The organism is Micromonospora sp. HM134, from assembly GCF_007833915.1.
Lineage (GTDB): Bacteria > Actinomycetota > Actinomycetes > Mycobacteriales > Micromonosporaceae > Micromonospora > Micromonospora wenchangensis.
This window is the reverse complement of record NZ_CP041061.1, coordinates 4,430,605-4,452,713: the sequence shown is the minus strand read 5'-3', so window position 1 is coordinate 4,452,713 and position 22,109 is coordinate 4,430,605. Positions and strand designations below refer to the sequence as shown.

The window sequence follows — 22,109 nt, the reverse complement described above, 5'->3', positions numbered from 1 at the left end:
CGGTGGCCGTGCCGGGGCGCTGTTCCTATCCTGACCGGGTGGAACTGGCGTTCAGCGGCGAACTGTGGTGGTGGAGGGGGCCCGCGCCCTGGCACTTCGTCACCGTCCCCGACGACGGGTGCGCGGCGCTCGCGGCGGCGTCCGCCGCGTTCAGCTACGGCTGGGGGATGGTCCCGGTCACGGCCCGGATCGGGGACACCCGCTGGCGGACGTCGCTGTTTCCCCGTGACAGGCGCTACCTGGTGCCGGTGAAGACCCGGGTGCGGACGGCCGAGGGGCTCGCGGTGGGCGACCGGGTGGCCGTGCACCTCACCGTCGACGTCTGAGCGCACCGGCGCCCCACCCCGCGCTGACCCGAAACCCGCGACCGCCCGGCGGGTCGGCGCAGGTCGGCGCTACGGTGGGCCGGTCGCCCCACCGGGCCGGGCGACGCCGGACGCGACGAGGGGGCAGGTGACGGCAGCGTCATGACCGACTACGGACACGAGCTGCTGTTCGGCGGCTTCCTCACCCCCGACGCCGGGCACCCGGAGCAGGTCGTCGCCCGCGCCCGGCTCTGCGAACAGGTCGGCCTGGACCTCGTCACGTTCCAGGACCACCCCTACCAGCCGGGCTTCCTCGACACCTGGACGCTGATGTCCTACCTGGCGGCGGCGACCAGCCGGATCAGGCTGGCCGGCAACGTGCTCAACCTGCCGCTGCGGCAGCCGGTGGTGCTGGCCCGCAGCGTCGCCAGCCTCGACCTGCTCAGCGGCGGCCGGGTCGAACTCGGCCTCGGCGCGGGCGCGTTCTGGGACGCCATCGAGGCCAACGGGGGCCGACGGCGCACCCCCGGGCAGGCGGTGGACGCCCTCGACGAGGCGATCCGGATCATCCGGGAGGTGTGGGCCGCCGACCGGCGCGGCGGGGTACGGGTCGACGGCGAGCACTACCGGGTGGTCGGCGCGAAGCGCGGCCCCGCCCCGGCGCACCCGGTGGGAATCTGGGTCGGCGCGTACAAGCCGAGGCTGCTGCGGCTGGTGGGGCGCACGGCGGACGGCTGGCTGCCGTCGCTGGCGTACCTGTCGAACGGGCCGGCGGACCTGGCCGGGCTCAACGCGCTCGTCGACGAGGGTGCGGCGGAGGCCGGGCGCGACCCCGCCGAGGTGCGGCGGCTGCTGAACGTCTCCGGCCGGTTCGCCCGGACCGGCACGGGGTTCCTCGACGGGCCGCCCCGGCAGTGGGTGCGGGAGCTGACCGACCTGGTGCTGGAGCACGGCACCTCCGGGTTCGTCCTCGGCACCGACGACCCTGCCAGCATCCAGCTCTTCGCCCAGGAGGTCGCCCCCGGCGTCCGCGAACTCGTCGCCGCCGAGCGGGCCGGCACGACCGCCCCCGCGCCGGCCGTGCCACCGCCGGGGGAGCCGGCCGGGCCGGCGGGTGGTACTGCGGAGCCGGCCGGTGCGGCGGGACCGGCGCAGGGCCGGCGGGAGACCGTCCGGGCCGGGGGCGTGCCGGGGCTCGCGGTCACCCCCACCCCCGCACCGGAGGTACGGCACAGCGACCACCGGCTCTGGGACGAGTCGACCCGGCCCGTCGCCCCGCCCGCCCCGGCCGGGCACGTCTACTCCCCGCAGGCCCAGGCTGTCGGCGGGCACCTGGTCGACGTGCACGACCACCTGCGTCGGGAACTGGGGGAGATCCGCGACCTGCTCGACCAGGTCCGCCGGGGGGTGGTCTCCGCCGGGGACGCCCGGGGCGCGCTCAACCGGATGACCCTGCGGCAGAACAACTGGACGCTGGGGGCGTACTGCGCCGCCTACTGCACGCTGGTCACCCAGCACCACGGGCTGGAGGACGACGCGATCTTCCCGCACCTGCGGCGGGCCGATCCGGGGCTGGCCCCGGTGATCGACCGGCTGGAGCAGGAACACGTCGTCATCCACGAGGTCGTCGAGGGCGTCGACCGGGCCCTGGTCGCGCTGATCGGGGACCCGGGGCGGCTCACCGACCTCCAGCAGGCGGTGGACGTGCTCACCGACACCCTGCTGTCGCACCTGTCCTACGAGGAACGGAACATCGTCGAACCCCTGGCCCGGTACGGCTTCTACCCCGGCCAGCTCTGACCGGCCGGCGTCGCCCCGGTGCCGGCCCGGCCCGGCGACGGGCAGTGGTCGGCGGGTGACGCCGTTCGGACCGCCGTGCCATAATTCCGGTGGCGCCCGTGGATGTCACCGTCGGGCCCGGGGGGCCGCCTCCGCAGCACGCGGACGGCGGGGGACCAACCCCCGGAGGCCACAGTGGAATCCACCTCTCTCGCCGACCTCGTCGATCTGCTCGACGGCCTGTTGCAGTTGGGTGCCGCCGCGCTCAGCCTCGCCGCCGCCGTCGTGGTCGCCCGTGCCACCCGCCGGTCGGGCCGCCAGCGCGACGACTGACCGGCCCACGACGGCCCGCCCGGCGGATCAGCGCCGGTCGCCAGGTCCTTCGTGGGTGCATGGGATCTCCCCGGCAGCAATCGGTTATTCACTGCCGACAATGCGTTCCCGTTGTCCGGAGAGTGAAACTAAGCTACCTGCCCGGAGTTGACAAAGGTAACCTTCCTTCACGGTCGGATCGTGTCGCGCCGGTCGTCAGCGCTCCGGAGAGGACAGCCATGGCACGCGGACAACGATGGTCGGCGCGTGGCGCAGGTGCGCTCGTCGGCGCGGCGGTGCTGCTGGTGAGCCTGGTGCCGGCCACTCCCGCCGCCGCGAACTCCACCTTCACGGCGGGGACCCTGAACATCCTCAACGAGCTGAACCAGGCCGACTTCGTCCACGACCTGGAACTGGTCACCGCGAAGGCGGACCTGGTCGGGCTCAACGAGGTGGGCAACCGCAAGGCGTACCTGAAGGACTGGGCCGCCGCGAACGGCTGGTGGCTGTACGCGCCCGAACCCACGCAGGCGGCCAACGAGGCGCTGCTGGCCCGCAAGAGCATGTTCGACGTGCTCGACAAGGGGTCGAACTTCGTGTGCGACACCAACGGGCCGGGCGAGGTGCCGCCGGCCCGCTACAACAACTGGGTCCGCTACCGGCACAAGGCGACCGGACGCAGCGTCTACCACCTCAACGCGCACGCCAACGCCAGCATCGAGAACAACGGCCGGCCCGAGGATCTGCCCCGGACCGCCTGCGCCGAGCAGCAGTTCCAGGCCCTCAAGACGCTGGCGGCCGCCAAGAAGGACTCCGGCCAGGTCATCGTCAGCGGCGACCTGAACGTCGACTTCAGCGCCGACCGGGCGTACGGCTACCAGAAGTTCCCCTGGCAGGTGTTCGAGGCCAACGAGTTGCCGAACCTGCGCTCCTGCTACAACCTGTACGGCGAGAAGGGGACCGGGACGCACGGCAACCGGCACATCGACTACGTCTACTTCTGGAAGCGCCTGGAGGAGTACCGCGAGATGTGGATGACCGACTACAGCATCGTCAGCGGCACCAGGTCCGACCACAACGGCGTGGTGGCGGCCTTCACCATCGCGTCGTAGCCGGCGGCCCTCCGCCGCCGTCCCCGGGGGACCGACCGCCGTCGCCCGGCCGTCGACCATTGACACATCTCGTGGTCCACTTCATCGTCGGAGGAACCGCCTCCGCATCGAAGGGTTACCTGATGGTCGACACCGCGCACACGTACGTCATCGTCGGAGCCGGGCCCGCCGGCCTACAGCTGAGTTACTACCTTCAGCAGCAGGGCGCCGACTACCTGACGCTCGAACGTGGCGCCGAGCCGGGGGGCTTCTTCCGGCGGTTCCCGCGCCACCGCCGCCTGATCTCGCTCAACAAGGTGCACACCGACAGCAGCGACCCCGAGATCCGGCTGCGGTGGGACTGGAACTCGCTGCTCAACGACGACCCGGAGCTGCTGTTCCCGAAGTTCAGCCAGGAGTACCTGCCGGCCGCCGACGACCTGGTGCGGTACCTCGCCGAGTTCCAGCGGGTGCACCAGCTCCGGGTCCGCTACGGCACCACCGTCGAGTACGTCTCCCGCGACGACGACGGGTTCACCGTCCGGACCGACCGGGGGGTGGTGCGGGCGCGGTGCCTGATCGTGGCGACCGGCTGGGGGCGGCCGTTCGTGCCGGACATCAAGGGCATCGAGCACGCCACCGGCTACGAGGAGATGGACGTCGACCCCGACCGGTACGCCGGCAAGCGGGTCCTGATCATCGGCAAGGGCAACTCGGCGTTCGAGACCGCCTCGTCGATCCTCGGCAAGGCCTCGATGGTGCACCTGGCCAGCCGGCAGCCGCTGCGGCTGGCCTGGAACACCAAGCACCCCGGCGACGTCCGGGGCCAGTACGGCGCGATCCTCGACAGCTACCAGTTCAAGACGCTGCACTCGGTGCTCGACTGCACCATCGACGAGATCCGGCCGGTCGACGGCAGGTTCCGCGTCTCGATCACCTACACCCACGCCCAGGGCGAGACCGCCGAACTCGACTATCACGAGGTGCTGCGCTGTACCGGCTTCCGGATGGACACCTCCCTGTTCGACGCCTCCTGCGCCCCGGACATGGTGCGCGACGGCCGGATGCCGGGCCTGCGCCCCGACTGGCAGTCGAGCAACGTCGACGACCTGTACTTCGCCGGCACCATCGCCCAGGCGCGGGACGTGAAGCACGCCTCGTCGCCGTTCATCGACGGGTTCCGGTACAACCTGCGGACCTTCACCCGGCTGCTGCGGGAGCGGTACGACGACGTGCCGCTGCCCGTCGCCACCGCGTCGGGCGAGCCGGCCTCGCTGACCAAGGTGATGCTGGACCGGGTCAACTGGAGTTCGGCGCTGTGGACCCAGTTCGAGTACCTCTGCGACGTCTTCGTCCGCGACGACGCCACCGGCGACTTCCGGCACTACGAGGACCTGCCGGAGGACTACGCCGTGCAGCGGTTCGCCGACTCCGCCCACTGCTACACCCTGGCCCTGCGCTGGGGCCGCGACGACTACGGCGACGTGTTCGCCATCGAACGGCACCCGATCCCGGACCGGGCCCGGGAGAGCGCCTTCATCCACCCGGTGATCCGGCGGTACCGCCACGGCGAACTGGTGGCCGAGCAGCACCTGCTGGAGGACCTGCTGGCCGAGTGGCGGCGGCCGGACCGGCACGTGGAGCCACTGGTGCGCTTCCTCAGCAGGGACCTCACTGACGGATCATGATCTCGTCGAGCGGTTTGCGGGCCAGGTCGGGCACCCGCGCGTCCGGCGCCGGGTACCCGACCGGCAGCACCAGGTTCGGTCGTTCCTCCGGCGGGCGTTCGCACACCTCGTTGAGGAACCGCATCGGGCTGGGCGTGTGCGTCAGGGTGGCCAGCCCGACCTGGTGCAGCGCGGTGATCAGCAGGCCGACCGCGATGCCGACGGACTCCTTGACGTAGTACGGCTTGGGGCTGTGCGGCCCCTGGTGCACCTCGAACACGACGATGACGGCGGGTGCGGTCTCCAGGAACGGCTTCTCCCAGTCGGTGCCGAGCGCGGCGATCGCACCCAGCCACTCCTGCGGGGCGCGCCGCTGGTAGAAGTCGCGTTCCTCGGCCTCTGCCGCCGCGCGCAGCCGGCGCTTGCGGGCCGGGTCGGTCAGCACGACGAACCGCCACGGCTGCACGTTGGCCCCGCTGGGGGCGGTCGAGGCGGCCCTGATCGCCGCCTCGATCACCCCCTCGGGTATCGGGTCGGGGGCGAAGTCGCGCACCGAACGGCGGCGGGCCATCTGCTCGGCGAACGCCTCCGCCGCGCGGACCATGTCCGCCGCCGGACGGCGTTCGAGTCGGATCGGGACGGTGGGTAGCAGGACCGTGTCGGCCATCTGTCGCCTCCCTGGGAGAACCACCGCCGACCACCGCCTGTCCTCAGTCCACAGTGGACGCGAGGGCTGCGTGGGCCGGCTGCTCCCAGCATTTCCGAGGCGCGCCGGTTCGTCGTTACGCCAGTGTGCTGTCTTGCCCATCGGGCACGTCCGGAGCGGTCGCGGTGACCAGCGCGGCGACCACGTCGGTGAGCCGGCCCCGGGTGGCCGCCGCCGCCCGCTGCCGGGCCGCCCCGTCGCCGTCGGCCGCCAGCCCGGCCAGCCACCGCTGCACCCGGGGGCCGTCGCCGGTCTCCTCCAACGCCGGCCGGGCCAGCTCGACCAGCTGCGCGGCGAGCACCCCGGCGGGCAGCAGCCGGCCGGTGCCGACCTCGACACCGTGGCCGCCCATCCCGTCGCGGGCCGCCCGCCAGTACGCCAGCCGCATCAGGTCCGGGTCGGTGCGGGGCCCCTCGTCGCCCCGCTCGACGGCGATCGCGGCGACCATCGCCAGGGCCCGGACCAGCGCGGCGAACCCGGCGGACTCGGCGGCGGTGATCGGCATGTCGGCCACCCGCACCTCAAGGGTGGGATGGCGGGCCGACAGCCGCAGGTCCCAGAAGATCGTCCCCGAGTCGACCATCGCGCCCGCGTCGAGCAGCAGGTCGATGTGCGCGTCGTACTGCCGGGCCGAGGTCAGGAACGGCGGCGGCCCGGCCACCGGCCAGCGCTGCCAGGTCAGGCTGCGCCAGCTCGCGTAGCCGGTGTCGCGCTCGCGCCAGAAGGGCGAGTTGGCGGTGAGCGCCAGCAGTACCGGCAGGTGCGGACGCAGGTGGTTGCCGACCAGCACCGCCCGGTCCCGGTCCGGCTGCTCCACGTGCACGTGCACCGCGCAGATCGCCAGGTCGTCGTGCAGCCCCCGGTAGGTGGCGTTGCCCCGGTCCTGCCGGGGCCCCTGGGTGATCGGCGGCGGCACCGCCGGACCGAGCACCGGGGAGGCGGTGGCGACCACCCGCAGCCCGTCCCGACCCGCCGCCGCCTGCAACGCCGCACGCGCCTCGACGAGCTGCGCGTGCAGATCCGCCACCGCGTGGCAGGGATCGGTACGGGTCTCGATCTGCAGTTCGGTGATCTCGCCACCCACCCGGCCGCCGAGCGCCGGGCGGGCCCGGTCGACCACCGTGGCGGCGTGCGGCGTCACCTCGCCCCGCTCGGCGTCGACGACGAGGAACTCCTCCTCGACGCCGAGCAGGGGAACGGACGACCCCGACCGCTGTGCCGTACTCATGCGCGCGTCCGACCCCTGCCCGTCGGTCGCTCGCCGACAGGGGGTAGCCTACGGCCCCGCCGGCCGGACCGCGCTCAGGCGCACTCCTTCATGGACAGTTGGTCGACCAGACCGGCCAGCAGGGCGGTGCGCTCCGGCATCCGGTCGAGGTGGACGTACTCGTCGCGGGCGTGCGCCCCACCACCCACCGCGCCCAACCCGTCCAGGGTCGGCACCCCCAGCGCGGCAGTGAAGTTGCCGTCGGACGCGCCCGCCGCGTGCGCCCCGCCCAGCGCCGGCAGGCCGAGCCGGCCGGCGACCGACTGGGCGACCTCCAGCAGCGGCCGGGCCAGCTCCGGGGGCATCGGATGCCGGCCGATACGACCCTCCACCGCCACCGTCGCCTCGGGCAGGAACGGCACCAGCCCGTGGATGGCCCGGTCGACGCGTTCGAGTTCGGCACTGGTCCACGCCCGGACGTCGACGGCCAGGCTGGCCAGCTCCGGCACCGTGTTGGTGGTGGTGCCCGCCGCCAGCAGGGTCGGGGTGACCGAGGTGCCGGCGCTGTGCCCCGCGCCGAGGGCGCGCAGCGTGAGGATCTGGTGGGCGACCTCGACGGTGGCGTTCACCCCCCGTTGGGGTTCCACCCCGGCGTGGGCGGCCCGGCCCTGCACGATGACCCGGTACACCGAGCCGCCCTTGCGGGCCACCTTCACCTGCCCGTCCGGGGTGGCCGCCTCGCAGACCAGCACCGCGTCCGAGCGGCGCGCCTCGCGCTCGATCAGCGGCCGGGAGGTGCCGGAGCCGCTCTCCTCGTCGCAGGTGAGCAGCACCCCCACCCGGGAGGTGTCGGCCAGCAGGCCCAGTGCGGTGAACATCTGCACGATCCCGGCCTTCATGTCGCACACCCCGGGGCCGGTGGCGACGTCCCCGCGTACGGTGAAGGGCCGGGACCGGACGGTGCCGGTGGGGAAGACCGTGTCGAAGTGGCCGAGCAGCAGCACCCGTTGCCGGGCCGCCGGCCACAGCAGGTGCGGCAGCCCGTCGACGACGATGCGTTCGGCGGGCCGGCCGAGCACCTCCTCGCCCCAGCGGGCGAGCAGGTCGGCGCAGGACTCCAGGTGGGGCAGGTCGCCGGGGGCCGACTCGGCGGCGACCAGGACACCCAGCCGGTCCACCATCTCGGTGCGCAGTTTCGTCGCGGCGTCGAGCAGATCGCGCGGATGGTCCATCGAGCCCTCCAGCTTCGAAGACAGTGACGGGCCTGGCCAGGCGACCCGTCCACCATCGCAGCGCCGCCCGGTGACGGTCATCCGTTGCCGTGCTCACCGTCCCCGGCGTCGGCCAGCCGGGCCAGCCGGCCGTACAGGTAGCGCTGGCGGGGCAGGCTGGTCGAGCGGCGGGCCGCGTGGGCGTACGCCGCCCGCGCGCCGGCGAGGTCGCCGCAGCGTTCCAGCAGGTGCGCGCGGGCGGCGTGCCGGCGGGGGTCGTCGCCGACGCGGGGGTCGTCGGCCAGCGCGTCGAGCAGGCGCAGCCCGGCGGCGGGACCCCGGGCCATGGCCACCGCCACCGCGTGGTTGAGCGCCACCACCGGGTTGTCCGACATTCCCAGCAGCACCCCGTAGAGGGCCTCGATCTGCGCCCAGTCGGTCGCCCCGGCGCTCGCCGCCTCGTCGTGCACCGCCGCGATCGCCGCCTGGAGCTGGTAGGGCCCGATGTCGCCGCGCGGCAGCACCGCGCTGACCAGGGCCACCCCCTCGGCGATCTGGTCGGCCCGCCAGCGGCTCCGGTCCTGCTCCGCCATCGGTACCAGCTCACCGTCCGGGCCGACCCGGGCCGGGCCCCGGGCTTCGGTGAGCAGCATCAACGCCAGCAGCCCGGTCACCTCCGGATCGTCGGGCAGCAACCGGTGCAGCAGCCGGGTCAGCCGGATCGCCTCGGTGGACAGGTCCACCCGGCGCAGGCGCGGGCCGGTGGTGCTGGCGTACCCCTCGTTGAAGATCAGGTAGAGCACCTGCCGGACGGCGTCGACCCGGGCTGCGCGCTCGTCGGCGTCGGGCAGCGCGAACGGCAGCCCGCTGTCCCGGATGCGCTGCTTGGCGCGGGTGATCCGGCGGGTCATGGTCGCCTCGGGCACCAGGAACGCCCGCGCCACCTCGGCGGTGCCCAACCCGCCGACGGCGCGCAGGGTCAACGCCACCTGGGCGGCCGGCGGCAGCGCCGGATGACAGCACAGGAACAGCAGCACCAGGCTGTCGTCGCCCGGCTCCCGGTGGTCGGCCGGCGGGGCGAGCCACCGTCGCCCCCGGCCGGCGTCGTCCTCCCGCCGTCGCCGGGCCTGCTCGGCGCGGAGCAGGTCGGTCAACCGACGGGCGGCCACGGTGATCAACCAGGCCTTGGGCTGCTCCGGCGGCCCGTCGACCGGCCAGCGGGTCGCGGCGGCCAGCAGCGCCTCCTGGACGGCGTCCTCGGCGGTGTCGAAGTGGCCGTACCGGCGGACGAGCGCGCCGAGGACCTGCGGCGCGAGCACGCGCAACAGGTCCTCGACGGTGGACGGTCCCATCGCGCCGGGTCAGCCGTCCAGGTCGTCGATGCCGTCGGCGACCGGTCGTACGTCGACGTACCCGCCCTCGGTGTCCGGGTCGACGAACCGGGCGGCGATCTCGGTGGCCCGGTCGAAGCCGGCGCAGTCGACGATGGTGAACCCGGCCAGCACCTCCTGCGTCTCCGGGTACGGCCCGTCGGTCACCACCGTCGTGCCCTGCCGCAGCCGTACCCGGCGGGCGTGCACCGGCGCGGTCAGCCCCTGCCCGTCGACCAGTTCGCCGGATTCGGCCAGCTCCTGGTGCACCGCCGCCATGTGCTCGTGCATCGCGGCGACCTGCTCCGGCGTCATCGGCGGCTGCGCCCCGGGTCGGCCGGCCATGGCGTCGTAGTCGCGCTGCGAGCCGTACAACATGATCATGTATTTCACGGGCCCTCCTCTCGGCCGCCGGGTGCGGCCGGACATCCGGGACGTCGGAGCCGCCGGGCCGATCCGGACACCGGACCCGAGGCTAACCGCCGACCGGGCCGGTGGCGGCGGTCACCTACCGTGGCCGCATGACGACGATGTGGCTGGTGCTCGGGGTGGTGGCCCTGGTGATGATCGGCACGGTCGGCTGGGCCGCCTGGCGCGACCGGGCCCGCACCGTCGGGGCCGAGGACCGCGCCGCCCGGCGGGACGCCCAGGCCAGACAGCACCGGTACGAAGCGGAACGCCACTTCGCCCAGGGCGACACGATCCACCGGGGCCAGGAGCACCACTGACCGTCGGCCGGGTCGATCCGGGCCGCCCATGGTCAACGGGACGCCGGCCGGGCATGATCGTTCCACGGTCGGGGTACCAACCGGCCGCAGGACCGGCACGCCTGGGAGGCACACGGTGACGGCAGGCTCGCGACGCCGCTCGCACGGACCACTGCTCGCCGCGCTGACGGCGCTGGTGGTGGCGGTCGGCTGCGCGGCCGGCGGGGTGGGGGAGAGCGGCCCGCAGGAACCCCGGGAACCGGCCCCCCGGCAGTCGACGCGCCCGGCGGCCCCCGCCTCCCCCGAGGCGGAGACCACCCGCGCCGACGGCACGACCAGCGTGGCCGAGTTCAAGAGCGACATCGCCGACGCCGTCACCATCGCCGAACGCTACTGGGCCGCCCAGTTCCGGGCCTCCGGCCAGCAGTTCCGCCCGATCAGCCGGATCGTGCCCTACCAGCGCGAGGGCGAGGTCTCCTGCGCCGGGCAGGCGCTGCCGCGCAACAACGCCGTCTACTGCTCCCGGGGCGACTTCATCGCCTACGACGTCAACTGGTCGGTGTCGGCGTTCCGGCAGGTCGGTGACGCGTTCGTGTTCTACCTGCTGGGCCACGAGTACGCCCACGGCATCCAGGTCCGCCTCGGCCTGCGCGCCGACTTCACCATCCAGCAGGAGTTGCAGGCCGACTGCATGGCCGGGGCGTACCTCGGCGACTCCGTCCGCGACGGCACCCTGAAGCTCGACGCCGGTGACCTCGACGAGTTCCGGGAGGGGCTGCTCGCCGTCGGCGACGACCCCGACCAGCCGTGGTTCGCCGAGGGCTCGCACGGCACCGCCGAACAGCGCACCGACTGGTTCTTTCGCGGCTACGAGCGGTCCCTGGACGCCTGCAACCTGCGCTGAGGAGCAGGTCACGTCCGGCCGGTACGGCGACGGACGCCCCGGGTCCGCCTGGCAGGATCGCCCGGAGACCACCCGCGAGCGCCAGGAGGATTCCGCTGAGCAGCCCACACCCCGCCGCCGTGCTCTTCGACATGGACGGCACCCTGGTCGACAGCGAGAAGCTGTGGGACGTCGCCCTGCACGAGTTGGCGGCCGTCTACGGGGGGACGCTCACCGGTCCGGCCCGGCGGGCGATGATCGGCACCGCGATGGCCGCGTCGATGCGCATCCTCCACGACGACCTCGGCCAACCCGAGCGGGACCCGCAGGCCAGCGCCGAATGGATCAACGCGCGGATCCTGGAGCTGTTCCGCACCGGGCTGCGCTGGCGGCCGGGCGCGTTGACCCTGCTGCGGGCGGTCCGCGCCGCCGGCATCCCCACCGCGCTGGTCACCTCCAGCGGCCGGCCGCTGGTCGAGGTGGCCCTGGACACCCTCGGCCGGGACAGCTTCGACGCCGTGGTCTGCGGCGACGAGGTCGACTCGGCCAAACCGCACCCCGAGCCGTACCTGACCGCCGCCCGGCTGCTCGACGTGCCGATCGGCCGCTGCGTGGCGATCGAGGACTCGCCGACCGGGGTGGCCAGCGCGCTCGCCGCCGGTGCGGCGGTGCTGGCCGTGCCGGCGGAGGTGCCGGTGCCGCCGACCGACGGCGTACACCAGGTGGAGAGCCTGACCGGCGCGGACCTGGAGCTGCTGGCGGCGCTGCTCGGCGAGCCACCCGCCTGAGCCGCCCGGACCCGCACGGCCACGACGAAGGGGGTCCCGCCGGCCGGCGGAACCCCCTTCGCGGCGGACGGGATCAGTCGTGCGCGATCGCGCCCAGCACGTTGATCCGGGCCGCCCGCACCGCCGGGAGCACCGCCGCGACCACGCCGATGACGGCCGCCAGCAGCAGGAACAACCCCATCTGGCCCCACGGCAGGATCAGGTCGGTGATGCCGTCGTCCTTGAGCGCCCGGACCACCGCGGCACCGAGACCGACGCCCACCACGATCCCGAGCAGCGCCCCGAAGACCGAGATCACCACCGCCTCCACGGTGATCATCCGCATGGTCTGCGCCCGGCGCAGCCCGATCGCCCGCAGCAGGCCCAGTTCGCGGGTGCGCTCCAGCACCGACAGGGCCAGCGTGTTGACGATGCCGAGCACCGCGATCACGATCGCCAGCGCCAACAGGATCTGGATCATCGTGAGCAGGCTGTCCAGCGACCCGGTCTGCTGCTCGATGAACGCGTCCCGGTCGGCCACCGACACCTCCGGGCTGTCCGCCAGCAGCGCCTCCACCTGCGGCTGCACGTCCGCCACCCGGGTGCCCGGGGCGAGCTGGATGAACCCCTGGTTGGGCTTCGGGATGGCGAAGTCCTTCACCGCCTGCGGCGGCAACTGCACCGGGCTGGTCAGCTCGGAACTCTCGTAGATGCCGCTGACCGTGTAGGTGCGCGGCTCGCCCCGGGAGGCCTGCACGGTCACCGTCGAGCCGACCGACACGTTGCGGGACCTGGCGGCGTCGGAGCTGAACAGCATCTGGTCCGGGCCGAGCCGGCTGATGTCACCGGCGGTCGTCCTGGCCCCGAAGATCCGCTGCAACGCGGTCACGTCGCTGGACGCGGCCAGCCAGGTGACCTTCCCGTCGACCATGCCCATGTCGCCGTACTCGCCGTCGGCCAGCTGCACACCGGGCAGCGCCGCCACCTTCGTCAGCACCGCCGGGTCGAAGCTCGCCGGACGCGGACCGGTCGACGCCCCCGAGATCACCAGCTCGGCCTTGATGGTGTCCTGGGCCAGCGCGCCGATGCTGCCCTTCGCCGAGTCCAGGATCACCGTCACCCCGGTCACCAGGGCGATGCCGACCATCAGCGCGGCCGCCGTGATCGCCGTCCGGCGCGGGTTACGGCCGGAGTTCAACCGACCCAGCTTGCCCGGCACCGACCAGGCGAAGATCGCCCCCAGCAGGGACACCACCGGACGGCTGATCAGCGGGGTCAGCAGCGCCACCCCGATGAAGGCGAACAGCACCCCGCCCAGGATGACCGCCAGCGTGTTGTCCCCGGCGTTGCCGCTGAGCCCGAGGAACAACAGCACCGCGCCGATCCCGGTGATCACCCCACCGGTCACGGTCACCCTGGTCAACGGCCGGTCCGGGGTGGCCACGTCCTGCATCGCCGCGATCGGCGGGATGCGCGCCGCCCGCAGCGCCGGCAACAGCGCCGCCACCACCGTGATCACCAGGCCGACCGCGAACGAGCCGATCACCGCCGACGCCGGCACCCCGATCCCGGCCAGCGTCAGCCCACCGGCCAGGTTGCCGAACACGAACGCCAGCAGCGCGCCGATGCCGATGCCGGCGCCCAGCCCCAGCACCGAGGCGATCAGGCCGATCGCCACCGCCTCCAGCACCACCGAACCGATGATCTGCCGGCCGCTGGCCCCGATCGCCCGCATCAACGCAAGCTCCCGGGTCCGCTGCGCCACGATGATCGAGAAGGTGTTGAGGATGAGGAACGTGCCCACCAGCAGCGCGACGGCGGCGAACCCGAGCAGGATCTTGTTGAAGAAGGACAGCCCCTCCTTCAGGCTCGCCGAGGCGTCCGCCGACAACTGCGCGCCGGTCTTGACCTCGAAGTCGCCGCCGAGCGTCCGGGCCACGTCGTCGCGCAACGTGGCGTCGCCGACCCCGGCCGCCGCCCGGACCGTGACGTTGGTGAAGACGTCCCGCTCGCCCAGCAGCAGCCGCTGCGCGACAGGCGTGGTGAAGGCGATCTCGTTGACCCCGCCGATCGAGTCCCGGTCACCGCTGTACCCGAAGACCCCGACCAGGGTGAAGGTCTCCTTCGGCGACAGCGGGGTCAGCACCCCGACCCGGTCGCCGACCTTCACCTTGCCCGCCTGCGCCAGCGCCGCGTTGACGACGATCTCGTCGTCCGCCCGGGGCTCCCGGCCCTCCCGCAGTTTCACCAGGTCGCTCTCGCCCTGCCAGTTCGACCCGAGCTGCGGCGGCCCGAACGAGGTGACCACCTTGCCGTTGCTGCCGATCAGCTGGGCCCCGTCGGTGGCGACCACGCCGGTGGCCTCGGCCACCCCGGGCACCCCGGCGATCCGCTGCACCGTCGCCGCCGGCACCGTGGTCGGCACCTGCTCGCCCTGCATCTCGCTGAGCGCCACCTTGGGCTTGCCGGCGACGTTGACGTCGATGCCCTCGTACGCGTCGGCGAAGACCGCGTCGAACGAGCGGCCCAGCGTGTCGGTGAGCACGAACGCCCCCGAGACGAACATGACGCCCAGCACCACGGCCAGGCCGGACAGCAGCAGGCGCACCTTGCGCGCCAGCAGACTCTTGAGGGTGGCCCGTAACATCAGCCGGCCACCTCGACCGGGGTGTCCAGCTTCTTCATGGTGTCCAGCACCGTGTCGGCCGTCGGCTCGATCAGCTCCGAGACGATCTGCCCGTCGGCCAGGAAGACCACCCGGTCGGCGTACGCGGCGGCCGTCGGGTCGTGGGTGACCATCACGATGGTCTGCCCGTGCTCGCGTACCGAGTTGCGCAGGAAGTTGAGCACCTCCGCGCCGGAACGGGAGTCCAGGTTCCCGGTCGGCTCGTCGGCGAAGATCACCTCGGGTCGGGCGACCAGCGCCCGCGCGCAGGCGACCCGCTGCTGCTGGCCGCCGGAGAGCTGCGCGGGCCGGTGCCCCAGCCGGTCCCGCAGGCCGACGGTGTCGATCACCGTGTCGTACCAGGCCGGGTCGGGCTTGCGGCCGGCGATCGACATCGGCAGCAGGATGTTCTCCTGGGCGGTGAGCGTGGGCAGCAGGTTGAACTGCTGGAAGATGAAGCCCACCTTGTCCCGGCGCAGCTTCGTCAGACCCGAGTCACCCAGTCCGGTCACCGTGGTGTCGCCGATCTGCACCGTGCCCTTGCTCACCGAGTCCAACCCGGCCAGGCAGTGCATCAGCGTCGACTTGCCCGAGCCCGACGGGCCCATGATCGCGGTGAACCTGCCCCGCTCGAACTCGGCGCTGACCCCCCGCAGCGCGGCGACCTGCGCCTCGCCGGTGCCGTACACCTTCCACACGTCGTTCGCCCGGGCCGCGGCCTGCGCATGCCGGCCTACCGTCGCGCTCACGTCATCTACCTCTTCCGTCTGGCTGTGTGTGCCCCCACCGCCCCCGCTGGTCGGTGGGGTCGATCCCATCCTCGGTGCCGGTCGGCGCGGATCCGTCCGACCACGGACTGACCCGGCGCGGATTTCCCGCTGCGGGTCGGCCCGGAGAACGGCTCAGGGTTGTCCCTGAGCCGGCGACGGGTCGCGCCGCCCCACCCTGCGGCGGGACCCCGGCATCGACGTCAGGATCTGACGCCACGTCACGGTCAACCGCGCCACGCCGTCTTTCGTCACGGTAGGTGAGCGCGGCAACGCCGCCGTCCCCCACCGGCCTCACCCTGGGTACGCCCCCAGGGGCATCCGACGCCGCCCGGCTACGCCTTGGGGCGGACCAGCCCCGACTCGTACGCCAGCACCACCGCCTGCACCCGGTCGCGCAGCCGCAGCTTGGTCAGCACGTGCCCGACGTGCGTCTTGATCGTCGTCTCGCTGACCGACAGCGCGGCGGCGATCTCCGCGTTGGACAACCCCCGGGCCACCTGGACGAGCACCTCCCGTTCCCGCTCGGTCAACGTGCCCAACGCCTTCGGTGGGCTCGCCGCCGGGTCGGGCAGCACGGTGGCGAACCGGTCCAGCAGCCGCTTGAGGATGCGCGGCGCCACCACCGCCTCCCCGGCGGCCACCGTTCGGATGGCGGTGACCAGGTCGTCGGCCGGCACGTCCTTGGCCAGGAAACCGCTCGCCCCGGCCCGCAACGCCCCCACCACGTACTCGTCGAGGTCGAAGGTGGTGAGGATGAGCACCCGCACCGGCAACCGGGCCTCGACGATCGCCCGGGTCGCGGCCACCCCGTCCATCCGGGGCATCCGGATGTCCATCAGCACCACGTCGGGCAGCAGCCGCCGGGACAACTCCACCGCCTCCTGACCGTCCCCGGCCTCGGCGACGATGTCCAGGTCGTCCTCGGTGCCCAGCACCATCCGGAACCCGGTGCGCAGCAACGGCTGGTCGTCGGCGAGCAGGATCCGCACCGGCCGCCCCGGCGGGTGCCCGGCGGCCCGCCCGTCCGGCGCGGACGACGCAGGGCTGCCGTACGTCTGGCCCATCTGCTGTCCCCGTTCCCCCGTCACGCCGGGACCGTCCCGGCCGGTTCCACGGGAATTCTCGCGTACACCCGGAAGCCGCCGCCGGGCCGAGGCCCGATCCGCAGGGTTCCACCGTAGAGCGCCACCCGTTCCCGCATCCCGACCAGACCGTGCCCGATCCGGTCGGGCCCCGGCTCCGGCCCCCGCCCCGTGTCGGTGATCTCCACGGTCAGGCCGCCGCCGTCGACGCCCAGCCGGACGGTCGCGGTGGCCGTCCCGGCGTGCTTGAGCGCGTTGGTCAACGCCTCCTGGGCGATCCGGTACACCGTCAGCGACACCCCCTCGTCGACCGTCGGCACCGGCTCCGTGACCTCCAGGGTGACCGGCAGCCCCGCCTCACGTACCTGCTCCACCAGCGCGGTGATGCCGGCCAGGCCGGGCTGCGGGGTGAGGTCGGCGGCGGGCTCCGCGTCGGTGCGCAGCACGTCCAGCAGCCGGCGCATCTCCCGCAGCGTGACCCGGCTGGTGTCCTCGATGGTGGCGATCGCCTCGTCGGCGGCGGCCAGGTCGCGGTGCAGCACCCGCCGGGCCCCGGTGGCCAGCACCCCCATCACGCTGACGTGGTGGGCGACCACGTCGTGCAGCTCCCGGGCGATCCGCCGCCGCTCGTCGGCCACCGCCTGCTCGGCCAGCGCCCGCTGGTTGTCCTCGGCCGCCCGGGCCCGCTCCCGCAGCGCCCGCAGCGAGGTGCGCCGGGCCCGCACCGCCCGCCCCACCGCATAGGCGAGCAGGGCGGTGAGCAGGTTGTTGAGCACCAGGTACGCCGGGCCGACGTCGAGCCCGGTGTCCAGCGGGGTGAACACGTTGAGGGCGGCCACCGGCACCCAGAGCAGCACCGTGGCGGCCACCGCCGGCAGCACCGCCCGGTGCACCGCCATCGTGTACGTCAGCACCAGGAACGTCAGGCTCTGCGTGGTCGGGGCGTGCCCGAGCACCGCCGGCACCACCAGGGTGGCCAGCGCCGCCACCACCGCCGGCCACGGCGCGGCCCGGCGCAACGCCACCGGCGTCGCGCACAGCACGCTCCAGGCCAGCGCGGACGACAACTGCCGGGGCCAGAACTCGCGCGGGGTGAGCAGGACGAAGGCGACCTCGACCAGCACCAGCGCGCCGGCGAACAGGGCGTCCCCGGCCAGCGGCCGGCGTACCCACCACCGCTCGGGTCCCTCGGTCATACCGCGACGCTAGCCGCCCGCCGGGGCGTCCGGTCGTCGCCGACGGTGAACCTCGTCTCCTCCTCACGGAGGACCCGGCCTCCGCCCCGCGGGTGCCGGCGCTACTCGTCGGCCCCCGGGGTGGCCGGTCGGGACCGGGCGTCGCGCAACGGGTCGGCCGCCCCGGCCCGCTGCGGGAACGGCGGCGGGGTGCCGCCGAAGGCCGGGCAGTGCGCCTGGTGGTTGCACCAGTCGCAGAGCCGGCTCGGCCGGGGCCGGAAATCCTGCCGCGCGGTGGCCTGCTCGATGGCCTGCCAGAGCGCCACCACCGTGCGCTCGAACCGCAGCAGCTCGTCGGCGTCGGGGGAGTAGTCGCAGACCTCGGCGTCCTTGAGGTAGAGCAGGCGCAACACCCGGGGCACCACACCCCGGGTGCGCCACAGCACCAGCGCGTAGAACTTCAACTGGAACAACGCCCGCGCCTCGAACGCCTCCCGGGGCGCGCCGCCGGTCTTGTAGTCGACCACCCGCAGCGCCCCGTCGGGGGCCACGTCGAGCCGGTCGAGGTAACCCCGGATGAGCAGCTCGTCGTCGACCACCGCGGAGATCAGGCTCTCCCGCTCGGCGGGCTCCAGCCGCCGCGGGTCCTCCACCGCGAAGTAGCCCTCCAGCAGGGCCGCCGCCGACCGGAGGAACTCGGCGGTGCCCGGCTCGTCGCCCGGGTCGAACAGGCCGGCCAGCTCGGGCTGCTCGGTGACCAGCCGGTCCCACTGCGGGCCGACCAGGTCACCGGCGGCCTCCGGGGTGCGCCCGCCCGCCGGCAGGTCGAACAACCGCTCCAGCACCGCGTGCACCAGGGTGCCCCGGGCCTGCTCGACGCTGGGCCGCTCGGGCAGCCGGTCGATGCTGCGGAACCGGTAGAGCAACGGACAGGTCTTGAAGTCGGCCGCCCGCGACGGCGACAGCGAGGCCCGGACCGTGGCGGGCAGCGCCGCCGGAGGATGCTGCTGGTCGATCACCGGTTCCGCCGTCATGCCCCGAAGGTTAGGACACCGGTGTGACAGGGCCGTGCTCGCCGCACCGGGCATGATCGGGTCGGCGCGTAGCATCGGGGCGGTGGAGTCCCGTCCCCGCCCGCCGCGTCGGCCCCGCAGCGGCCTGACCGTCGGCCGGGTGTTCGGGGTGCCGCTGCACCTCAACGTGTCGATGCTGCTGCTCACCCTGCTGGTGACCGTCACCTACGCCGAGTTCGCCCGGGACCGGCTCGGCCTGTCCCCGCTCGGCGGCTACCTGATCGGCCTCGGCTTCGTGGTGTCGCTGCTCGGCTCGGTCCTGCTGCACGAGCTGGGGCACGCGCTGACCGCCCGGTACCACGGCATCGGTGTGCGCGGGATCACCCTGGAACTGCTCGGCGGCTACACCGAGATGGACCGGGACGCCCCCACCCCCCGGGTGGAGCTGCTGGTCTCGCTGGCCGGCCCGGCCGTCTCGGCGCTGCTCGGCGGGCTCGCCGTGGCCGCCACCCTGGCCACCCCCGACCACACCCTGGCCCACCAGCTCGCGCTGCAACTGGCGTTGAGCAACGTCATCGTCGCCGTGTTCAACGTGCTCCCCGGCCTGCCCCTGGACGGCGGCCGGGCGCTGCGCGCCGTGCTGTGGCGTGTCACCCGCGACCGGCACCGGGCCACCGAGGTCGCCGGCTGGGTCGGCCGGGCCGTCGCGGTGGGCACCGCCGGGCTGGTCGTGCTGCTCACCGTCGAGCGGGTGCTGGTGCCGCTGGCGCTGCCGCTGATGCTGCTGGTCGCGGTCACCCTCTGGCGCGGCGCCGGTCAGTCGATCCGGTACGCCCGGATCAGCCGCCGGGTACCGCTGCTCGACCTGGCCCGGCTGGCCCGCCCGGTCGTCGCCGTACCCACCGGCACGCCGCTGGCCGAGGCGCAGCGCCGGCACGCCGAGCAGGGCCCACCCGGGTCCGCCGTGCTGGTCGTCGACGGCGCGGGCCGGCCGGTCGCCCTGGTCGACCCGGCCGCGGCGGACGCCGTACCGGTGGAGCGTCGGCCCTGGCTGGGGGTGGACGCGGTGGCCCGGCCGCTGGCCGCGCTGCCGGCGGTGCCGCTCGGTCTCGACGGCGAGCGGCTGATGGCGGCCGTCCAGGCCCACCCGGGCGCGCGCTACGTGGTGACGTCAGGCGAAGATGTGGTCGGCGTTCTGCACATCGCGGATCTCGCCCAGGTCCTCGAACCCACACGGAAGATGAACAGGTGACCGCAGCACATCCCCCCGCCCTCCCGGCCCCCAACGGCACACCGACGTCCACCGCCGTCGCGGAACTCCCCCCGGTGCACCGGGGTCCGTTCCGCCCCGGTGACCGGGTGCAGCTGACCGACCCGAAGGGGAGGATGCACACCGTCACCCTGGAGCCCGGCAAGGAGTTCCACACCCACCGGGGCATCCTGGCGCACGACGCGCTGATCGGGCAGCCCGACGGCAGCGTGGTCAGCACCGCCGGCGGCGGGACGGCGTTCCTGGCGCTGCGTCCGCTGCTGTCGGACTACGTGCTGTCCATGCCGCGCGGCGCCCAGGTGATCTATCCGAAGGACTCGGCGCAGATCGTCGCCATGGGCGACATCTTCCCCGGCGCGAAGGTGCTGGAGGCCGGTGCCGGCTCGGGAGCGCTGAGCTGCTCCCTGCTGCGCGCCGTCGGCACCGGCGGTGAGCTGCACTCCTACGAGGTGCGCGACGACTTCGCCCAGATCGCCCGGCGCAACGTGGAGGCGTTCTTCGGCGCGCCGCACCCGGCCTGGCGGCTGCACGTCGGCGATGTCGCGGACTGCCCGGAGACCGGTTTCGACCGGATCATCCTGGACATGCTCACCCCGTGGGAGACCCTCGACATGGTCGAGCGGGCGCTGCTGCCCGGCGGCGTGTTCATCGGCTACGTGGCGACCACCCCGCAGCTGTCCGAGCTGGTCGAGGCGCTGCGCGAGCGGGGCGGCTGGACCGAGCCGCGGGCCTGGGAGTCGCTGGTGCGCGACTGGCACGCCGAGGGGCTCGCCGTCCGCCCCGACCACCGGATGATCGCGCACACCGCGTTCCTGGTCTCCGCGCGTAAGCTCGCACCGGGCGTCACCGCGCCGCCGCGCCGCCGCAAGCCCAGCAAGGGCGCCGAGGCGTACGCGGAACGCAAGCAGGCGCTGCGGGAGGCGGCGGCGGCCCGGGAGGCGGCGGCGCAGGCCACCGCCGCCGCGTCGGGGGCCCGCGCCGACGGGGAGGACCGGCCGTGACGGCGGATCGGAGCAGCTGGGCGTGAACGGGCAGAACCCGACGGCCGGTGCGGGCCGACGGTGTGACCGCAGGGAGTGCGCATGAGTCGGCCGGGCTTCGGCGGTGGTGAGCTGCCGGCCGTGTTCCCCGACTGGTCGCCGTACCAGGACCTGGAGTCGGCGGCGCGGGCCTACCTGCGCGACCCGGACATCGCCCTGGAGGCGCTCGGCGGGGTGCTGCGCGGCGCCTCGGTGCTCGGCTTCACCCTGGAACGGTTCGTCAACGAGGTCAACGGGGTGTGGCAGGAGGTCGTCGTCTGCGACGGCAGCCGGCTGGTGCTCTGGCACGGCGAGGACGTGCCGCCGGGGGAGGGCCCGCCCGGGTCGATGACGTCGTCGCTGCGGGTGGTGCCGGTCTCCACGGTCACCGAGGTGGGCTGCCGGCGGCGGCTCACCCGGGCCGAGAACGGCGAGGTCCGGGTGGACAGCATCGACGTCTACCTGCTGCTCACCTCGCTGGACGAGGCCCCGCCCGGCGACGAGATGGTCGGCGCGCCCCGGCACGACGCGCTGCGCTTCGGCAAGACGCTCGACGACGGCGGGGCCGGCCAGATCGCCCGGCTGGAGGAGTTCGCCCGGCTGGTCGCCTCGGTGGTCGGCCGCCCGCTGCTGTAGCACCGCGACCGGGCCGTGGGCGACGTCGGGGCGACCCCGGCCCGGGGGCGGTCAGTCGTCCTCGGCCTCGGGGCCGGCGACCTCGACGCCGTCGCTGCCGCGCACCACGTGGATGCACTCACCCGGGCACTCCCTGGCGGAGTCGATCACCTCCAGCCGCAGGTGTTCCGGCACGTCGACCCGGCTGCCGGGGGCGAGCCGCAGCTCACCGTCGACGCCCTTGACGTACGCCAGGCCGTCGACGTCGAACTCGAAGACCTCCGGCGCGTACTGCACGCAGAGCCCGTCACCCGTGCAGAGATCCTGGTCCACCCAGACCTGCAACTGGTCGGTAGCGACGTCGGTCACCCGGCACCCCCCATGTTCTCCCGTCCCACTCCCCGACGGTACCCGAACGGCCGGACCTGCCCCTCAGGCGTCCCGTGGCGATCAAGGTTCGGTGACGAGGGCGTTGCGTGGGACCGAATCGGCCTC

Annotated in this window: 22 protein-coding genes; 11 read left to right on the top strand and 11 right to left on the bottom strand. The window is 73.7% G+C overall.

Annotation, left to right across the window (positions count from 1 at the left end; all coding sequences use genetic code 11):
* The first annotated feature begins 38 nt into the window (after positions 1 to 38).
* The 5 genes from FJK98_RS19075 to FJK98_RS19060 all read left to right on the top strand — a co-directional run bounded on the left by FJK98_RS19075 (position 39) and on the right by FJK98_RS19060 (position 5,175).
* Positions 39 to 326 carry a DUF1905 domain-containing protein gene (locus FJK98_RS19075; protein ID WP_145920231.1) on the top strand — a complete coding sequence of 96 codons (288 nt, stop codon included), beginning with the start codon at positions 39 to 41 and terminating at the stop codon, positions 324 to 326.
* Between the two features lie 141 nt (positions 327 to 467).
* Complete coding sequence (locus FJK98_RS19070) at positions 468 to 2,105, top strand: LLM class flavin-dependent oxidoreductase (protein WP_145920230.1); 1,638 nt, start codon at positions 468 to 470, stop codon at positions 2,103 to 2,105.
* Between the two features lie 174 nt (positions 2,106 to 2,279).
* A complete protein-coding gene (locus FJK98_RS33270; protein ID WP_168222505.1) occupies positions 2,280 to 2,417 on the top strand; it encodes a hypothetical protein in 138 nt (45 codons plus the stop codon).
* A 218-nt stretch (positions 2,418 to 2,635) separates the two neighbouring features.
* Complete coding sequence (locus tag FJK98_RS19065) at positions 2,636 to 3,508, top strand: endonuclease/exonuclease/phosphatase family protein (protein WP_145920229.1); 873 nt, start codon at positions 2,636 to 2,638, stop codon at positions 3,506 to 3,508.
* A 122-nt stretch (positions 3,509 to 3,630) separates the two neighbouring features.
* A complete protein-coding gene (locus FJK98_RS19060; protein WP_145920228.1) occupies positions 3,631 to 5,175 on the top strand; it encodes an NAD(P)-binding domain-containing protein in 1,545 nt (514 codons plus the stop codon).
* Here FJK98_RS19060 and FJK98_RS19055 read toward each other — a convergent pair.
* From FJK98_RS19055 to FJK98_RS19035, 5 genes are all read right to left on the bottom strand, one after another.
* The gene (locus tag FJK98_RS19055) at positions 5,159 to 5,758 is read right to left on the bottom strand and encodes a nitroreductase family protein (protein WP_240763019.1); all 600 of its coding nucleotides are present in this window, start codon (positions 5,756 to 5,758) and stop codon (positions 5,159 to 5,161) included. The two genes, FJK98_RS19060 and FJK98_RS19055, sit on opposite strands and share 17 nt — an antisense overlap.
* A 178-nt stretch (positions 5,759 to 5,936) precedes the next feature.
* Positions 5,937 to 7,088, bottom strand: a complete 1,152-nt coding sequence (locus FJK98_RS19050) for a glutamate--cysteine ligase (protein ID WP_145920226.1) — start codon at positions 7,086 to 7,088, stop codon at positions 5,937 to 5,939.
* 74 nt (positions 7,089 to 7,162) lie between these two features.
* Positions 7,163 to 8,299, bottom strand: a complete 1,137-nt coding sequence (locus tag FJK98_RS19045; protein WP_145920225.1) for a M20 family metallopeptidase — start codon at positions 8,297 to 8,299, stop codon at positions 7,163 to 7,165.
* Between the two features lie 77 nt (positions 8,300 to 8,376).
* Positions 8,377 to 9,630 carry an RNA polymerase sigma factor gene (locus FJK98_RS19040; RefSeq protein WP_145920224.1) on the bottom strand — a complete coding sequence of 418 codons (1,254 nt, stop codon included), beginning with the start codon at positions 9,628 to 9,630 and terminating at the stop codon, positions 8,377 to 8,379.
* Positions 9,631 to 9,639: 9 nt separating this feature from the next.
* Positions 9,640 to 10,032 carry a YciI family protein gene (locus tag FJK98_RS19035; protein WP_240763017.1) on the bottom strand — a complete coding sequence of 131 codons (393 nt, stop codon included), beginning with the start codon at positions 10,030 to 10,032 and terminating at the stop codon, positions 9,640 to 9,642.
* Positions 10,033 to 10,169: 137 nt separating this feature from the next.
* Here FJK98_RS19035 and FJK98_RS19030 point away from each other — a divergent pair, with 137 nt between their 5' ends.
* From FJK98_RS19030 to FJK98_RS19020, 3 genes are all read left to right on the top strand, one after another.
* The gene (locus tag FJK98_RS19030) at positions 10,170 to 10,376 is read left to right on the top strand and encodes a hypothetical protein (protein ID WP_145920222.1); all 207 of its coding nucleotides are present in this window, start codon (positions 10,170 to 10,172) and stop codon (positions 10,374 to 10,376) included.
* 115 nt (positions 10,377 to 10,491) lie between these two features.
* Complete coding sequence (locus FJK98_RS19025) at positions 10,492 to 11,259, top strand: neutral zinc metallopeptidase (RefSeq protein ID WP_240762161.1); 768 nt, start codon at positions 10,492 to 10,494, stop codon at positions 11,257 to 11,259.
* A gap of 119 nt (positions 11,260 to 11,378) precedes the next feature.
* Positions 11,379 to 12,026 carry an HAD family phosphatase gene (locus FJK98_RS19020; protein WP_145920220.1) on the top strand — a complete coding sequence of 216 codons (648 nt, stop codon included), beginning with the start codon at positions 11,379 to 11,381 and terminating at the stop codon, positions 12,024 to 12,026.
* 73 nt (positions 12,027 to 12,099) lie between these two features.
* Here the strand turns inward: FJK98_RS19020 and FJK98_RS19015 are convergent, their stop codons facing one another.
* The 5 genes from FJK98_RS19015 to FJK98_RS18995 form a co-directional block, all read right to left on the bottom strand.
* Complete coding sequence (locus FJK98_RS19015) at positions 12,100 to 14,652, bottom strand: ABC transporter permease (protein ID WP_145920219.1); 2,553 nt, start codon at positions 14,650 to 14,652, stop codon at positions 12,100 to 12,102.
* Positions 14,652 to 15,419, bottom strand: coding sequence for an ABC transporter ATP-binding protein (locus FJK98_RS19010; protein WP_145920218.1), 768 nt, complete (start codon positions 15,417 to 15,419; stop codon positions 14,652 to 14,654). Before FJK98_RS19010 ends, FJK98_RS19015 begins: the two co-directional genes overlap by 1 nt.
* A gap of 353 nt (positions 15,420 to 15,772) precedes the next feature.
* Complete coding sequence (locus FJK98_RS19005; protein ID WP_370517088.1) at positions 15,773 to 16,504, bottom strand: response regulator; 732 nt, start codon at positions 16,502 to 16,504, stop codon at positions 15,773 to 15,775.
* Between the two features lie 20 nt (positions 16,505 to 16,524).
* Positions 16,525 to 17,718, bottom strand: a complete 1,194-nt coding sequence (locus FJK98_RS19000) for a sensor histidine kinase (RefSeq protein WP_145920217.1) — start codon at positions 17,716 to 17,718, stop codon at positions 16,525 to 16,527.
* 101 nt (positions 17,719 to 17,819) lie between these two features.
* Positions 17,820 to 18,731, bottom strand: a complete 912-nt coding sequence (locus tag FJK98_RS18995; RefSeq protein WP_145920216.1) for a PD-(D/E)XK nuclease family protein — start codon at positions 18,729 to 18,731, stop codon at positions 17,820 to 17,822.
* A 139-nt stretch (positions 18,732 to 18,870) separates the two neighbouring features.
* Between FJK98_RS18995 and FJK98_RS18990 the strand changes: the two genes are divergently transcribed.
* From FJK98_RS18990 to FJK98_RS18980, 3 genes are all read left to right on the top strand, one after another.
* A complete protein-coding gene (locus FJK98_RS18990) occupies positions 18,871 to 19,962 on the top strand; it encodes a site-2 protease family protein (RefSeq protein WP_370517087.1) in 1,092 nt (363 codons plus the stop codon).
* Between the two features lie 74 nt (positions 19,963 to 20,036).
* Positions 20,037 to 20,981, top strand: a complete 945-nt coding sequence (locus FJK98_RS18985; protein WP_145922870.1) for a tRNA (adenine-N1)-methyltransferase — start codon at positions 20,037 to 20,039, stop codon at positions 20,979 to 20,981.
* An 81-nt stretch (positions 20,982 to 21,062) separates the two neighbouring features.
* A complete protein-coding gene (locus FJK98_RS18980; RefSeq protein WP_088646669.1) occupies positions 21,063 to 21,635 on the top strand; it encodes a hypothetical protein in 573 nt (190 codons plus the stop codon).
* Between the two features lie 51 nt (positions 21,636 to 21,686).
* Here the strand turns inward: FJK98_RS18980 and FJK98_RS18975 are convergent, their stop codons facing one another.
* Entirely contained in the window at positions 21,687 to 21,983 is a 297-nt protein-coding gene (locus FJK98_RS18975) for a ferredoxin (RefSeq protein ID WP_145920214.1), read from the bottom strand.
* Positions 21,984 to 22,109 lie beyond the last annotated feature (126 nt).